The organism is Candidatus Diapherotrites archaeon, from assembly GCA_016205145.1.
GTDB lineage: Archaea > Iainarchaeota > Iainarchaeia > Iainarchaeales > JACQJH01 > JACQJH01.
Genome location: JACQJH010000001.1, coordinates 311,681 through 326,420, shown reverse-complemented (window position 1 = coordinate 326,420; position 14,740 = coordinate 311,681). Strand labels below are relative to the sequence as shown.

Sequence of the window (14,740 nt, the reverse complement as noted above, 5' to 3'; positions counted from 1 at the left end):
TTTACCCCCAATAAAGCAAAAAAATGAGGCCCTCTGCGAGCCATGGATTGAACAGCAGCACGAGAAAGCCGAAAAGAGTGGTTGCATAAACCGAAACAAAGACGCTGAACCAGGCCGTCTTTGAAATGCGTTTCGACGAATAATCAAAAATCAGGGCGGCGACAAATTCGAGCGGCAGGAGCAGTACCGAGAAGACAATTGCCTTGAAAAGCAGGCCGGCGAAGATTACAATCCACTGGAAAGCCTGCTCCATGAATGACAACCGGAGGCCTTCGGGCGGCGTTCCCGCCCTGACATCGGGAGCAACGGAAAAAACCGGGAACAAATACAAAAAGAATATTAAGAGGAAAACAACTAAATATGTCGAAACCACTGTCGACTGGAGCCAGTTGAACCTGAATTTTTTTGAAAGCTTCGAGGAAATCATGCCCGAAAAAAGCGCTAGAAAAAAAACCGGGACCGACAATAAAAGTACCTGCACGAGAAGGGAAATTGATGGAAAAACGATTGAATCAAGAAGGGATTGTGCCATGGAGCCATCCAAAGGACTATGTTAAAACTAATATAAAAGGTTTCTTTTAAAGGCGGAAAAACCATGGCCGTGCAGATGGAAATCCTCGGAATCCTGCCTGCTTACGCTTTTGCCGGTTCCGCTTCCATAGGCTACCTTTTCCTGCGCTCCGGCTGGCCAAAAGTGAGGAGCATCGACACAAGCTACAAGGTCGGATGGGCCGTTCTCATAGGCGCGGGCTTTTCAATAGCGGTCTCGGCAGTCTCCTTTGCCGCGGAATTCGCCGGTGCGAAAGAAACTTTCATTCCGGTGCTTGCAGCCGCGGCAATCGGAACGCACGCATTCCTTTCATTGCGCAGAAAAGTCGTCGGGCCGAAAAAAGTCGACGTTGTCGTGACAAAAAAGGCGTTCGGCTCGGAACTCATCGCCTCGCCTTTGACCGAGGAGAAGAGGTCAAGGCTTGAGCGGTTCCTTGACAAGAAAAAAGAGCGCGAGGAAAAAGCCGTGCAAAGCATTGCCGCGGAAAAAATGCTGAAGGCAAAGCCGCAGGAAAAAACCGGGACGCTGAAAACGCAAATGCCAACAGCAAACACAACTCTGACAGCTGCAGCAGTGCAGGCAGAGGGGTTGAGCGTCAGCGATACCCCTCAACGCGCACCCGCCGGGCGTTCGGCGAAGAGCGCGAGCCAGGTTGCAAGGGAAAAAATCCTTGCCGCACAGCCCGCGGAAGTCCAGGGCGCGAAGCAGAAGGAAACCGGCGGGGAAAGCCTCGCTGACAGCCTGCGCAAAAGCATTTCCGCGGTGTTCGCAAAAAAGCCGAAGCCTGCAATGGTTGAAGCGCCGGCACGGGAAAAAATTGAAACCGAAAAGCCTGAGCAGCCGGAAACCGCTAAAGCCGAAGAGCGGAAAGCCGAACAGAAAAAGCCTTTCCTGTTCGGCACGGGCAAGCCTGAACAAAAAGTGGACGTGAAGGCGCTGGACAGGGAATGGGAAAAGCTGAAGCCGAAGGACGGCGGAAAGCCTGCCGCAAAACTTGGCGGGGGAGAACCGCAAAAGGAATTGTCAGCGCTTAAAAAAATTATCGCAGAGCCCCGGCAGGAAAGCGTCAAGGCAAGGCTTGAGGAGCGCAAAAAAACGGAAGCGGAAAAGGCCGGGCAGGAGAAAGCGGCACAGGCAAAAGAAACACAGTCAAAAGCTGCACCCGCACTTCAAACCGCGGACAGGTCAGCAACCAGGGAACAGGCAAGGGATGAAAGGCAGGGCAAACCGCTTTTCGGATTATTCTTCGGAAAGCCATCGGAATCACAGACCGCGGAAAAAGCCGCACAGCCTGAAACTGTTTCCGGCAGTGTTCAAACCCGCGTGGACAGCCGCTCCGACAGGGAAAAAAAGGAGGAAATCAGGCGCATAATCGAGGCAATGAAAACGCTTAAAGGCGGACAGGCGGCGCCAAAAGGCAGGGAACCCGCCATGGGCCAGACGGCGAAAGAAGAGTTTGTTCCAAGAAGGCTGAGGCGGCGCCATGAAACAATGCAGGGCGCTGGCGCGCGCTTTTCCGGAAGCGGGCCCGAAGAAAAAGAAATGGAAGAAGACCTTGAAGGCCAGATGGGCGTCGAAGACAGGGCCGAGGCGGACAGGCGCGAAAACGACATTGAAAGCCAGATAATCAAAAATGAGGCCAAAAGCCAGATCCAAAGGTTCAGGGAGAAAGCGAACCGCGAGCCGACAAGAAAAGAGCTTGACGAAATAGCCGAAAACGTTTACAGCCAGCTTGAAAAAAGCAGGCTGCGCAATGAGCCGGAGGAAGGCGAAGCGCAAATCACCGGAAAAGCAGTTGCCGCAGAAAAATCCGGCGGGTTCATGACAAGAAGGCAGAGGGCATTGACGCGGCAAAAAGAGGAAGATGAACAGGACAGTGAAAAAGAGGGCGCTGAAAACGCGGAGCTCCCCGAAGAAGATGAAAGCGGGTCCGGAGACGCGGAAGAAGTGCTTGAGATTCCCGAAGCCGAAAGCAGTGAAAGCATCGGCATCGAAGGCAATGAAGGAAAGCCCGTGGACGAATTCGACCTATCCGAGCTGAACCTCGGAAAAGACGAAGAGCTTAGGATTTCAGAGCTTGACGAGGGCACTGGCTTCAAGAAAACCGTTGAAACCGACAAGAACACGTGCCCGAACTGCAAAAGCAAAACCGAGGAGCTTGTCTTCTGTTCCGGGTGTGGAACAGCCTACTGCCCGCACTGCGCGAAAAAAATGGAAAAGCAGCCGGACGGAATGGTCAAATACACTTGCCCGCAATGCGGAACCGAAGTCAGGGCGCGCGCGTAAAGGCAGGACAAAACCGGCAATTGCCAAAAAAAAATCGCAATTCTTTTTTTTCAGCCCGTGCGCACTTCCATCGGGGCCGCCAAATCGCAGTTCAGGTTGCCTGGATTGTTGGCCGGGTCCCAGACGCTTTCCGGCAGAACGGTTGTCGGCCACATTGCCAGGCCGATTTCAGCCAAAACCTTTTGATTCGGGCCGGCGGCGTTGTTGGAGAAAAGCTCAAGCCTGTTGCTTGCGAAAGCCACGTCGCCCACCGCAGGCAGAAGCCTGTTCGTTATGACGTCCTTTGAAACCGGGTCGCAGAAATAGGCCCTGCCCGAAGAAACCACAATGGGATTGCCTGCATCAGTGGATCTTCGCCCGGCCGGAAAGGAAAAATCGTTGTGGTAAAACAGCACAAACGGAAACCTGCCTGAAGGCGAAGTGGTTGAAGGAAGGTAAATGAAAAAAACGTAGTCGAACGAATCCGACAACGGTTCCATTACGGAAACCACGCGCCTTGCAATCGTCTCCCTTGTCAGGTCCAGAAGCTGGTCATCCGCGTAATCCTCCTTGATTGCCGCAAGAAGATAGTCGACTTCGGAAGCGTTTTCAAGCCTGTCGGATGCCTGCCTCGGAACGCTCGAATAAAGAATGGATTTCATGGCGGAAGCCGCAAACTCGGACCTGTACTCGCGGACAAGCTGCTGGCTTACGCCCATGCCATAGGAAACCGAAAACGAAAAAAGGAAAACCGACAAAGCCGAAACGATTATGAGAAAAAACATCGAGTCGGTCAGTGAAGCCTGGCCTTTCTCGCCTAGCCGGGGCGCCATACTGCCACCACCAGGACCATTGGCTTTATTGCAAAGCCGCTTTGAATGCCGTCGTCCGCGTTAAGCTCCAATGCGACCGGAAAAAGCCTCACAATCAAATCCCTGCTGTGAATGTCCGGATAATCGGATGCCGGATCCAGGACGTTCGAGCACTCGAATTTTTCCGTGTCGGAAGGCGTATTGTAAAAGCCTCCGCCGAGATCTGCGATGTCCACGCCCCTGAAATGCGCCGGATCGGCTGGATCGAAAGGGTTTTCAGGCAGTTCCATCAGGCCTGCGACAAAGTTGAAGCGCCGGTCCGAAATCTGCGAGCATTTCGCCTTGAAGTCGGCAAGGCCCGAAAAATACGAGTTGCCCCTCAAAGCGCCTGAAACCCGCAGAATGGAAACCGCGGCATCAAAGCTTTCCTTTTTCGAATCGAAAGCGTTGAATGAAAACGAAAAAGTCGAAAAGAAAACCATAAGCGAAACAATGAGCGGGATTAAGCTGGGCAAATCGTCGCCGATCGGGCCAAGAAACCCTGACTGCGAAAAAATCCTGTGCATAAAAAAACCTTTTCATGCCGGGCACGGGTCGGCCGGCGCAATGCAGCTTGACGCAATGCCGCGCTCCGCCTTGACCTTGCAGCCGACAATGCCGGAGTTAAGCTCGCAAATCCCGGAAACCGACGAGCATGCAATGACGTAAACGAAATTCTGGCCCTGGAAAGTTTCCTTGACAACGTTCATGCCGTCGACGGGCCTTGGAGCCGACTGCGGGTCGATTGAAATCATGCCGTCAGGCGGTTCCTCGGTAACCGTGCTTGTCTTCGGGTCCCAGCTGAAAAGCCGGATTGTCGCGTTGACGTCAAAGGATTTCGCGGCATACACCAGTTTCCGGTCCTTCCTGTTCACGACCTTGAAAACCACGGAATCCAGCTTGTCCGGATCCGCGGGCTCGAACTTTGAAATCTGCGCCACGTAAAACCTGTCGCCGCCGGACACGCTGATTGAGCGCGGAAAAATTATCCCGGTCTTGGAATTGCACAGGGAATCGGTTTGCGCCCTGTTCAGGATTTCGCCGTAATACTTGTCCGCAACCTGCCTTGCCTTGTCCGCCACGAGAATGTCGGAAAGGCCCAGATAGAAATAGGAAACAATCGCGAACAGCGCCACAACCAAGATCAGCAGGTTCAGTTTGCTCAAGGAAAAGCCGAGCATGACTCAACACCTCCAAGCGCACGAACCCAAGCAAAACGCATTCTTCAACGCCCCTTCCAGTACGCGCAGACAGTCGGATTCGGGTCCTGCACGTCGGTCTTGTTCACAAGCTGGTATTTCCCGTCCGGAACCGCGATTGAAAAGTTCTGCAAAATGAATCCCCCCTGGTCCGGAGCATCCCTGCAGTCGCACTTGCTTCCGGTGCCGCAGTTTTCCTGTGAAGGAAAACTGGTCGTGATGGGAATTTCAAGGCAGGTGCGCACGGAAAAATCCGGGTTCTCGCTGCCCGAATAAGTGTAAGTCAGCAAAGTGCACGCGTCGGACGAGCGCTGGCACTCGTTCGCGCAAATCTTCGCATCGCGCCACTCCTGAATTTTCACCGAGCTTTTCGCCTTGTTGTAGCATGGCAGTTCGAATGAGAATTCCTGCGGGGTTTTCTGCGTCACTGCGATTTCAAGCTTTGACCGGAAATTGTTCAGGGAAGCCTCGATTTTGCCCTCGCAAAGCTGGTTGTTCAGAATGCCCAAGGCCTGGTAGCCGATGGCGATGACAAAGCCCATGACAATGACCGCAACAAGCAACTCGAAAGGCGCGGATTCCTGGCCTCTGCTGTCCATAATGCTAAGCACCCTGCTTTGCGTCGGCAACCTTTTGCGTGACGATTTTCTGCGACTGCCTGAACATGGGCTTGACAACCGAGACAAGGACAAGCGCGGCAATTATGAGCACGATGAGCATGTAAAGCGAACTCCATTCGCCTTGCGCGCGCTCCTCGGACAGCAATTCGGAAAACGAAAACATGCAGAATAATAGAAAGAGAAAGTTGAATATAAAGGTTTAGCAGGAAAAAACAAGGCAGGCGGAAGAAAAAAAACGGGGAGACGGGAGGAAAAAAACAAGCCGCCGGGAAAAAAAAACAGAAGCGGCTTTACGCGCCGCCTCCGCTTCTCAGAACAATGATGCAGCAGGTTTCAGTGCTTGACTCGGTGCAGGCAGGCAGGCTGCCGCAGGTAGCAAGGCCGCCGTCCTTCTCGACATCCGCCGCAAGCAGTGGCTGCTGTTCCAAATCGCTTGCAAGCTCGCCCGCGCCGCTGTCGCACAAAACCGTTATCTTGGCGGGCTTGGGGCTGTTGCCCTTGTAGCTAATGGATTGGCCTTCCGATATAAATTCAAATTCCGGGTTGTCGGCAAAATAGCCCCTCAACACGCAAATCTGTTCCGGCCCGATCGGCACGCCTGAAACCTTGGAAATCGGCCTGTTCGAGAACTCGTTGTTCGTCCTGTCAAAAACAACGTCCTTGGTCGTCTGCGCCAAGGCAAGCTTGTTCGTCGCGGTCTTGAGCTTGTCGGCCGCGGCCTCGGTCGGATTCGACTGCAGGAGATTGGTCGGAATCAGGCCGAAAATCTGGAAAAGAATTGTAAGGATTGCGATTGCAACGATTGCCGCAATCAGCAGCTTAAAAGTGTCAAAGGCCTGGCCTTTTTCGTTCATGGAAAACTTTCGCACCAAAAAAATCACCCTGAAAACAACCATTTGATTTGCTATGTAAAAGCCCGAAACTACTATTTAAGCGTTTTCGTAAAAAAGGGAACCGGCGGAACGGCTAGGAAAGCTTTTTGCCGAAGCTGATCGTGCAATGGCTGTCACAGCCCAGGGTGTCGCGCTGGCATTTGAAGAAAACGTCGGCTTTTGTCAGAGAATTTATTTTTATGCCGTGCCTGCCGGGAAAAACGGAATAATTCGAAATGCCGGATGAATCGAATTCAATGCATTCCTGGCCGAGGTTGACCTGTTTTGCAAAATAAACCGAGGAAAGCTCCATCTGCGGAATCTCCAGGCCGGATTTTTTTATGACACTGCCGTCCGATGCCTCGAACGAGTCGAAAAAGCCCTGTTCAATCTGGCTGATGCTGACGTCAATCCGCAATTGCTCGAAATAGGATATTGCCCCGACAATTATCGCAAGGATTGCCAGCGCCATTACCGCTTCCACTATAAGCCGGAAGCCCTCAAAATACTGCCCGCGCTCGTCCATTCAACTCACCATTCAGCTTGCCAGCGCGCCGCCCACGACAATGTTGGAAACAATGACCGCCAGAATGAAAACGCTTAAAGCTATGGGCACGGATTTTGCGATTGCAAGCCTTGTCGCCAGGTCATTGTCTTCCTGGATTTTAGTGTTGAAATAGGTGATGATTACTGTTATTTCCAGGACATAAAGCGAGATAATGAAAAGGAACTGCAATGGCGTGGCAAGGGATGGCAGAACTTCCGGGCTTGCGAACTGGGTTGAGATTCCGGAAAAGCCGGCCAGCGGCGTCCCACCCAAAGACGACTGCGAACCGGCATTCTGGATCGTTCCGCTTGACGCGACTCCTGCGAGAGTGTTCAGGACAATCCTCTGCAGCGCGGTCGTTATGCCAAGGACGATCGGCATTACGAAAGTCACCATTGTGTTCATTGAAGATGTTGTGTCGTTTATCAGGTCTTTCAGGAGCCTGTTCACTTTCTCCATGTTGGAAAGCTGCAATGAGAAAGAAATGAGGGTGCGCGCTGCAACGTTGACGCCCAATTGCACGGCATCCACGATCAGTTTCATGCCGCTGCCGATTGTTTTTGACGGCAGGTCGCGCATCGCGCCATAAGTCTTGTCGAACACAGCCGCCTCCAATGGCATGCCCAAAAGGTTTATGTTGTCCATTGTGCGGCCGAAAACGCGGTTGGAAATCGTGAGTTCGGGCAAAAACTCCTTTGTGTGCCGCAAGGCTTCCTCCATCGGCTTGTTTTCTCCGAGCCGCGAGGCAAGAATGTACAGCGAATCCTTGAACTCTGATTCCATCTGCATTATTTTCTGCTGGGCCTCGAACTTGTAAACGCTTGAAAAATGGAAAAAAATGAAAAAGCACAGTCCGATGGTTATTATCAGGCCGAAGAAAAGGTTGTACGGCGTGACGTCGTTTTCCGGCGCAAGATAAAATTTGAGCTCTTCAAGCCTGACTTGTTCCATTGCAGCCTCAGGAGCAACGCCCTGCGAGAGCTTCTGCAGGTAAAGCGGCCCGCCCTCGCTGAAATAGTTTTCATAATTGGTTTTCTGCTTCAGAAGTTCCTCCCTGTTCCTGTCGGCCTTGAGCAACTGCACGTCGTCCAGGGAAATCATCGACTTGGGGGGAATGCCCTGCGCTGAAAGGAAAACCGAGCCGAGCAGGCCGATCAGGAAAATTGTTGCCACCACAAGCCGTATGTCAAAAAACGACCCGCCGATTTTCATTTTGCCTTTCGGCGGCAGAGACGGAAAATTGTCCGGGATTACAGGCGGCTCGTAAGTCGGGGGCCTGGAATTGATTACCTTGAACGCAAAAACAATTGTCAGGGCGGGCAGGGCAAGGTTGTAGATGAACGCCAGTATTTCCGGCCTGGCAAAAGCCTGGCCCGTGAAAGCGCTTCCGACAGGCAGTATGATGACGAGAATCAGCGGCAATATGACGCCCAGATAGAACAGTATGGTTGCGGGCTGCTGCAAATCCCGTGCATACCGTTCCATTTTGACGCGCACCGAATCCAGGATTATGTCCATTGTCTTGTCCAGTACCTCGAAGCGCTTGTCCTCCGAACCCTCCAGCACGGAGGCGCGCACCATCATCATGGAGCGCTTGAATTCTTCGGAAAATTTTCCCCAGCGCAAAGCCAGGTCATCCAAAGCTTCGGACAGCGATGAGAAAACGCCTATCTGAACGTTCCAGATCGCATCGCGGAAATCATCGGCGATTTTCCCCTTTCCATGGCCGGCGGCAAACTCGACCGCCTTCTCAAGGTTCGGCACAAGCTTCATGGACATTATCATGTAGCCCATTATTTCCGGAACATACGTGAGGGCGCGCGTTTTTTCCTTCTCGGCAACGCCCAGGGGATAGTTCTGGAAAAAACTGGAAACCATGAGGACAATTATCACGGCAAAGCCGCCTGACATTATCAGCCCGAACGGACCGAAAATGCCGGAAAAAATGTCCCGCAAAGGCGAAAAAACCGCAAGCAGGACAAAAATGAAGCCCAGGGCAACAGAGCCGAGCAGCACTATTTTTGACGCGGCGGACAGCTCCTCCGCCTTGAGGTCCCAGCCCAGGAAGCTGATTGCCTCCGCGAATTTTTTTTCAAACTTTGCGCCCCTGCCGAGCGAAGGAAACGCTTTGTGGATGTTCCTGCAGAAGCGCACGAAAAACGGGACGGGCTTCTTGAAAAGCTTGCGTTCAAGGTCGCCTTCGGACAGGTCCTCGCCAGGAATCTGCCTATACAGCCGCCCCAAAGAAAACGAATCGCCGGCATCGCGGGTTTTGCGCATCATTTCAAAAAAACCTTCAGCTTTTCTTCTTCGAAACATTCGGCAAAAGCACGTTCTTCGCCCAGTACTTCCACTTTCCGAGAACCTCGTCCGTTTCAACCGAACCGTGCTCTTCAAGCTGCTGCTCTTTCAGCAATGCAAGCTTGTTGGCCGCAAGAATGGAATGCTCGGATTCCAGCAGCTGCGGAACGTTCTGCTTGCGCCTGAGCTCGACAAGGAAGGACTTGGATTCGGCGCGCAGCCTTATCTCGGCCCACATCTGCTTCATCGACAGTCCGGAAACGCGCGAAATTTTTTCAAACAATTCCGATTCCTTGAAATTATCCTCCAGCAGTTCCAAAGAATCCTTTTTCGCGTCGTAAAGCATTAGGTCGAGAAGGCCGCCTTCGCTTTCCGGGTCCTCGGTCCAGTGCTTCTTCACTTCAGTGACCTGCACCACCCGCCTGTGCCGCTTCAGCGAGCCGCCGAACCTGATGGGACGGGCGACAACCACGAGGTCGGTTGCCTTGAAAGAAGTGGTCGGCACTTCAAGGTCGTTCACAACCCTGTCCCAGACAGCGTAAGCGGAATCGCCGTGAATAGTGCCCATTACAATGTTGCCTGCCGCGCCGACACGCATGGCCTCGTACAATACCTTGGCTTCCTTGCTTCTCACTTCGCCCAGCACGAGCGCGGAGTCGCCCAAACGCAATGCCGTGCGCAATGATTCTGCGGGGTCAACCTCCGATTCGGTCGCGCTCACTGAAATCGGCGAACGCGTCTTCAGCCTCTGGATGTTGAAGCCGATGCGCTTCAGGTAATCCACGGGAAGCTCGAGCGTGTCCTCCTGCACAAGTATGCGAGAATTCTGCGGGATTTCCTGCATGCACGCGCCAAGCAAAGAAGTTTTACCGGAGCCCCTGCTGCCCGTAATGATTGTTGTCGCCTGCGAGTCAATCAAAAAGCTTACGAGGCCGGCGGCAAGCGGGCTGATGAAATTGAGGTCAATGAACTGCGGCAAAGTCCAGGGCGTAACCTTGTGAAGGCGGAACGCGAAAGCCGTGCCATCGGGGGAAAGCGGAGGGCCTATTACTGCTACGCGCGTTTCAAGGCTCGGCAGATCAAAGTCAAGGACCGGATGCGCTTCGTCAAACGGCCTGCCCGACATTGCGCGCAGCTTTGAAACCATCGACTTCGCTTCAGTGTCATTGTACAGGACGTTTGTCTGGCATTGCCCGAAATCCGAATGCACCACATACATCGCCTTCGAGCCGATGGGCGCGTCAAGGTAAACGTCCGTAAGCTTCCTGTCAGACAAAAGGATTTCAAGCGTGCCATAGCCGACGGTGTAACGCGCGACAATTTCTGCGAGTTCGGAAACCTCCTCGCCCGACAGGGAAATGTTGGCCGTGCGCGCTACATCCTTGATTGTCGAAACGTAAATGCGCTCGAAATATCTCCTTGACTTGCTGACATCGCTCAAAGACGTCCTGCCGGGCTGGTAGCCTGAAACAATTTCGCGCGTCTTGCTCAGGATGAAATACTTGTCCGGCGGCAGGGAATATTCCGGCGGGTTGACAAAGTAAAGGTTCTCGACCTTGTCGGGATGCGAAAAAATCTGGACAGTGGACTTCTGCACAGCATACTCGTCGAGGAGATCGAGCTTTTCGGTTTCGCCGAAGGTAATGCGCGAGCCGATGAAGCTCGGCTTGATTTCGGCCTCGAAAAAGCCCCGGTACAATTCAGTTGTGTCCGGCGCTTCCTTGAGCCTTGCAATCAGGCCCTTCGAGCGCTGCACGAGATCAGTGGACTCGAACAGCCGCCTTACCATCTGAAGGGTTTCGATGTACGGCTGCGTCGCCTTCCTGTAAACGTCATCGCTTTCATTGAACCTGCTTGTCTCGCGCTTCAGCTCGTTGAGGCACGCAATGTAAGCCGCAATCGGGTCGAACCGCAGAAGGTCGTGGCAGATCCTCACCAAAGCGTCATGCCTCTGCGGCAAAAATGGTTCAGATTCCTTGCCCTCCAGGCCGAGATGCTTGAGGCTCCACACTCCCTCGGCCTCGAACCTTTCGGCCAGGGCGGAAATTTCGGCAAGCAGTTTAGTCTGGTCCTCCGAATAAACGCGCTGGTAAACCTCGGACAGGACAACGTCATCGGCATCGACTTCGCCCAAAGCATGGACTACATGGTAGCGGCACGCCTTGTCGTCCGAAATCGAAGCCGAATAAACGCAGTTGCGGCAGTCGAAAACGCAGTGCCTTTTTCCGCCGGACTCCTTGACCGCAAACTCGCCAACCTCAAAACCGCCGATCTTCAAAAGCCAACACCGCCAGACAAAAGCTGCCAGGTAGATAAAACTGGTTTCTTATATTTATAAATATCCAAGCCCGGAAACGGCAAAACCGAAAAACCCTGAATCCCAAAGATGAATTATGCGGCCGGCGGGGATTTGCGCAGGATTTATTAACCGGAAAATTGCAATTGGTATTAAGAAATTTTTTTAACCAAAAAAGTGTGTTGTTGACTGCCATGAAAAAAATCGCCCTGGCCGCAGTGCTGCTCGCATTCATTGCCCTGCTTTCAGCCAACGCCTTTGCCCAGTCGCAGTCATACGTCCAGACAATCGTTTCCGGCGGCTGCCCCCTGCCTGAACTGGACAAGCCGATGCCGGTGCTTTCCGACAGGCCCTGCCTTTCAGTGGAATTCATAAACGATGTTTTTGAGAAGTACAATTCCCCGGCAAAAGGCAATGGCAAGTGGTTCGTCAAATACTCGCACGATTACGGCATCGACAACGCTGTCGCACTGGCGATTTTCAAATACGAGTCCACGTGGGGGACAAATTCCCGGTGGGTCGGCAGGCCGGGCGGCGCGTGCAGCAAAGGCACCAAGGGAATAGGCAACATAAAATACAATTCGGGCATGCCGGACTTCAGGTGCGGAACGTGGAGCGCATACAATTCGTGGGAGGATTCGATAAAAGGGTTCTTTGACTACCTCAAAAACAGCAAATACTATGTGAAGGCAGGCAAGACAACAATCGATGAAATACTGCCGATTTACGCGCCTGCCTCGGAAAACGACACCGACACTTACATCAAAAACGTGAAAAGCGACGTGCGCAGCTGGAGAAACATGCAGCGCGAAAGAGTCAGCAACCGCATCCGATTGCAAAGGCTGTTGTATGCAGAGAACAGTGATGCTCCCGACCCAGGACCCGCGTATGCAAGCAATTCTGCATTCACCCGCCCGGACCTGTCCGCGGTCTTTTCCGTGCTCAACGATTTCCTGCCGAAAAGCGTTCCGTTGGGAAGGTACGGCGTGCGGCTGTTCAAAAACGGTGCCGAGGTTCCTTACGCTTACATTGACGCGGATGGCAGGACTGTTTTGTCCTCGTCCGCGGGAAGACTTTCAATCGAAGTGAAAAGAGGCTCTTCGGGCGGCGTAACGCCTTCAGGTTTGGAGGTGCCGGAAAGCGTTGTCCTCGAGCCGGGGCAGTCGCAGGCAATCGTTTTGCCGGACAAGGCTGAACTCGAATTGAGCGACGGCTCATTGTTTGAATTGTCGGAACAGCTGCCTGCAGTAATTGTCAAAAGGCCGGAATGCGTGCAAAACATTTCAGCGCAGGAATGCCTGCCAGCCGAATCGCCCATAAGGCGGGAGCAGGGCGTGAATTCGACACAGCTTATTGCGGCGCTTTCATCCATTGAAACCGGAAAGGGCGCCGGAACGTATTATACTGAAGATTATTTCCTTGAAAAATCCGCGCGCGAGGGCTTCGGAAACGCGTATGACGCATTGAGCGAAGCCGGAATCATTTCATTGGGGGCGCCGTACACTGTTTCGGTTTCCGCTAAAAGCGACATTGAATTTTCGGCCGGCGAGTACAGCAAGGAGACTACATTGCGCGCAAACTATCCCGCATTAAGCGGCCTTGACTCCGGGGAAATCCTGCTTGTGGCAACGCAAAGCTCCGGGGAAACGCAGGAAAGCAACGGTTTCACTTACGCTTCAAACGAAAGCAGGCCCGGCTTTTTGCCTTTGGATGTGAAGGCAGGCGACGGAAAGGTTTTATTCAAAATAATCGGCGTGGTCAGGGACGGGGGACTGGTAATTTTCAGGGGAACGCCCGCAACAATCACGGTTGAACGCAGGGAAATGCCTTCAGGGGCGTTTGAGGAAATTGCGTCGTTCACCGTAAACGGGCCGAAAAACTGGTTCGACGAAACCGTTTCAAACGGAAAAACTTATGCGTACAGGGCGGTTGCGGAGTATGACGGCGAAACATTCCCGTCGATCGAGGTAAGCGTGATGCCGGCAGATTTCAGGATAATCGTTTCACAGGCGGCTGTTTCAAAGTCGCTGGAGAAAAGCGCAGAGGATGGAAGCATTGAAGCCGGCGAACCGGTAAGATTGCAGGCAGTCATCGGCGCAAAATCCGAGGACTTCGGCTTCGAATGGAATGTGAGCGCGACAGACCGCTCCGGCAGCAGGATCGTGTCCGAAAAACTGAACGGAAAGGCTTTGAGCTACACTTTTCCGGCTGAAACGGCGGGCGGAACCTTTGAAATAAAGGCTGTTGCGTCAAGGCAGGCGCCGGATTCCGGGCGCAGGGTTTTCGAGGAAACGATTGCATGGAGGGGAAAAATCCCGGGCTTTCCGCTCAGCGCAAAAACAATCGGCGAAGGAAATGAAATCGGCGTCAAGCTTGAATGGGCAAAAGTGGATGGGGCAGAAAAATACGACGTGTTCAGGAACGGAAAGATCGCGTCAAGCATTCCGAAACCGAACACAAGCATAATTGATGCGGGCGAAACCGGCGCAGGCCTTGCGCCTGGAACGTATTCCTATCAGGTGAAGGCTGTCGACGCGGCAGGAAAAACGATTGCATCATCCGGCATTGCAAGCGTAACGATTGCGCAAGCCGGAACAGCCGCTTAAAAAAAATTGGCTGCCATGGCCGGGCCGGCAGATTGGTTTTTTAACAACTTAAAGCATACTTTCTGCCAGGCAAGGGAAAAAACTTGGATGTTGAAGAAGCGAAAAAAGCCGGAAGGTTCGTCCTGACTTTCGCGGCCGCGTACATTGCAATCCTGTTTTTGTCGGGCATCCTGCTGCCGTTGCAGGCAATCGAAGCGCTTGTGGCGAATGCCGTGATGCTCGTGCTTTCTCTTTTCGGCTTTTCAGGAAAAATCGTTTTGCAGGAACCGGTGCTGATGCAGTTTTCGAACGGCGTTGTCGCGCAGATTTCAGAACTTTGCACGGGCAAAACCGAAACCCTGATTATTGTGGCTGCAATTCTTTCTTCCTGGGGCATTTCGTGGAAGAAAAGAGTTGCGGGCGCATTTGTGGGGGTTGCAGTCGCATTCGCTTTCAACATCGCGCGCATTGCAATAACGGTTGCAGTGATTTCCGCTGGCGGGGATTTGCAGCTGGTTGAATTCACGCACAACGTCCTGTTCAGGCTGACATTGTTTGTTGTCATCGCCGGATTCTACGCTTTGTGGTTTTTGTGGGCGACGGGAAAAATAAAATGCCAATTCCTGCGGCGATAAGAAAAGTTATTAATAGATG

The 14,740-nt window shown here is 52.9% G+C and carries 13 protein-coding genes; 3 read left to right on the top strand and 10 right to left on the bottom strand.

Going from position 1 to position 14,740, the window contains the following annotated elements; genetic code table 11:
• Position 1 precedes the first annotated feature (1 nt).
• On the bottom strand, positions 2 to 532 hold the full coding sequence (locus tag HY394_01570; GenBank protein MBI4052704.1) for a hypothetical protein: 531 nt from the start codon (positions 530 to 532) through the stop codon (positions 2 to 4).
• 63 nt (positions 533 to 595) lie between these two features.
• Between HY394_01570 and HY394_01565 the strand changes: the two genes are divergently transcribed.
• The gene (locus HY394_01565) at positions 596 to 2,836 is read left to right on the top strand and encodes a hypothetical protein (protein ID MBI4052703.1); all 2,241 of its coding nucleotides are present in this window, start codon (positions 596 to 598) and stop codon (positions 2,834 to 2,836) included.
• Between the two features lie 50 nt (positions 2,837 to 2,886).
• On the opposite strand, the gene HY394_01560 is transcribed toward HY394_01565, so the two are convergent.
• From HY394_01560 to HY394_01520, 9 genes are all read right to left on the bottom strand, one after another.
• Positions 2,887 to 3,648 (bottom strand): hypothetical protein, encoded by a 762-nt coding sequence (locus HY394_01560; protein MBI4052702.1) that lies wholly within the window; start codon positions 3,646 to 3,648, stop codon positions 2,887 to 2,889.
• Entirely contained in the window at positions 3,633 to 4,193 is a 561-nt protein-coding gene (locus HY394_01555) for a hypothetical protein (protein MBI4052701.1), read from the bottom strand. Before HY394_01555 ends, HY394_01560 begins: the two co-directional genes overlap by 16 nt.
• Before the next feature lie 12 nt (positions 4,194 to 4,205).
• Positions 4,206 to 4,847 carry a hypothetical protein gene (locus HY394_01550; protein ID MBI4052700.1) on the bottom strand — a complete coding sequence of 214 codons (642 nt, stop codon included), beginning with the start codon at positions 4,845 to 4,847 and terminating at the stop codon, positions 4,206 to 4,208.
• A 44-nt stretch (positions 4,848 to 4,891) separates the two neighbouring features.
• Positions 4,892 to 5,464 (bottom strand): hypothetical protein, encoded by a 573-nt coding sequence (locus HY394_01545; GenBank protein MBI4052699.1) that lies wholly within the window; start codon positions 5,462 to 5,464, stop codon positions 4,892 to 4,894.
• A 4-nt stretch (positions 5,465 to 5,468) separates the two neighbouring features.
• Positions 5,469 to 5,648, bottom strand: a complete 180-nt coding sequence (locus tag HY394_01540) for a hypothetical protein (GenBank protein MBI4052698.1) — start codon at positions 5,646 to 5,648, stop codon at positions 5,469 to 5,471.
• A gap of 127 nt (positions 5,649 to 5,775) precedes the next feature.
• Positions 5,776 to 6,381: a hypothetical protein gene (locus tag HY394_01535; protein MBI4052697.1), complete on the bottom strand. Its 606-nt coding sequence runs from the start codon at positions 6,379 to 6,381 to the stop codon at positions 5,776 to 5,778.
• A 70-nt stretch (positions 6,382 to 6,451) separates the two neighbouring features.
• Entirely contained in the window at positions 6,452 to 6,883 is a 432-nt protein-coding gene (locus HY394_01530) for a hypothetical protein (GenBank protein ID MBI4052696.1), read from the bottom strand.
• A 12-nt stretch (positions 6,884 to 6,895) separates the two neighbouring features.
• On the bottom strand, positions 6,896 to 9,187 hold the full coding sequence (locus HY394_01525) for a type II secretion system F family protein (protein MBI4052695.1): 2,292 nt from the start codon (positions 9,185 to 9,187) through the stop codon (positions 6,896 to 6,898).
• A 13-nt stretch (positions 9,188 to 9,200) separates the two neighbouring features.
• Positions 9,201 to 11,483 (bottom strand): type II/IV secretion system ATPase subunit, encoded by a 2,283-nt coding sequence (locus tag HY394_01520; protein ID MBI4052694.1) that lies wholly within the window; start codon positions 11,481 to 11,483, stop codon positions 9,201 to 9,203.
• Positions 11,484 to 11,695: 212 nt separating this feature from the next.
• On the opposite strand from HY394_01520, the gene HY394_01515 reads away from it, so the two are divergent.
• A complete protein-coding gene (locus tag HY394_01515) occupies positions 11,696 to 14,107 on the top strand; it encodes a glucosaminidase domain-containing protein (protein MBI4052693.1) in 2,412 nt (803 codons plus the stop codon).
• An 83-nt stretch (positions 14,108 to 14,190) separates the two neighbouring features.
• Positions 14,191 to 14,721, top strand: coding sequence for an exosortase/archaeosortase family protein (locus HY394_01510; GenBank protein ID MBI4052692.1), 531 nt, complete (start codon positions 14,191 to 14,193; stop codon positions 14,719 to 14,721).
• The last annotated feature ends 19 nt before the right edge of the window (positions 14,722 to 14,740 follow it).

Excerpts from the sequence above, each read along its gene's own strand:
- HY394_01555 (MBI4052701.1), bottom strand. The coding sequence starts at position 4,193 with ATGCACAGGATTTTTTCGCAGTCAGGGTTTCTTGGCCCGATCGGCGAC.
- HY394_01565 (MBI4052703.1), top strand. The coding sequence starts at position 596 with ATGGCCGTGCAGATGGAAATCCTCGGAATCCTGCCTGCTTACGCTTTT.
- HY394_01570 (MBI4052704.1), bottom strand. The coding sequence starts at position 532 with ATGGCACAATCCCTTCTTGATTCAATCGTTTTTCCATCAATTTCCCTT.
- HY394_01525 (MBI4052695.1), bottom strand. The coding sequence starts at position 9,187 with ATGATGCGCAAAACCCGCGATGCCGGCGATTCGTTTTCTTTGGGGCGG.
- HY394_01540 (MBI4052698.1), bottom strand. The coding sequence starts at position 5,648 with ATGTTTTCGTTTTCCGAATTGCTGTCCGAGGAGCGCGCGCAAGGCGAA.
- HY394_01515 (MBI4052693.1), top strand. The coding sequence starts at position 11,696 with ATGAAAAAAATCGCCCTGGCCGCAGTGCTGCTCGCATTCATTGCCCTG.
- HY394_01530 (MBI4052696.1), bottom strand. The coding sequence starts at position 6,883 with ATGGACGAGCGCGGGCAGTATTTTGAGGGCTTCCGGCTTATAGTGGAA.
- HY394_01535 (MBI4052697.1), bottom strand. The coding sequence starts at position 6,381 with ATGGTTGTTTTCAGGGTGATTTTTTTGGTGCGAAAGTTTTCCATGAAC.
- HY394_01545 (MBI4052699.1), bottom strand. The coding sequence starts at position 5,464 with ATGGACAGCAGAGGCCAGGAATCCGCGCCTTTCGAGTTGCTTGTTGCG.
- HY394_01560 (MBI4052702.1), bottom strand. The coding sequence starts at position 3,648 with ATGGCGCCCCGGCTAGGCGAGAAAGGCCAGGCTTCACTGACCGACTCG.
- HY394_01550 (MBI4052700.1), bottom strand. The coding sequence starts at position 4,847 with ATGCTCGGCTTTTCCTTGAGCAAACTGAACCTGCTGATCTTGGTTGTG.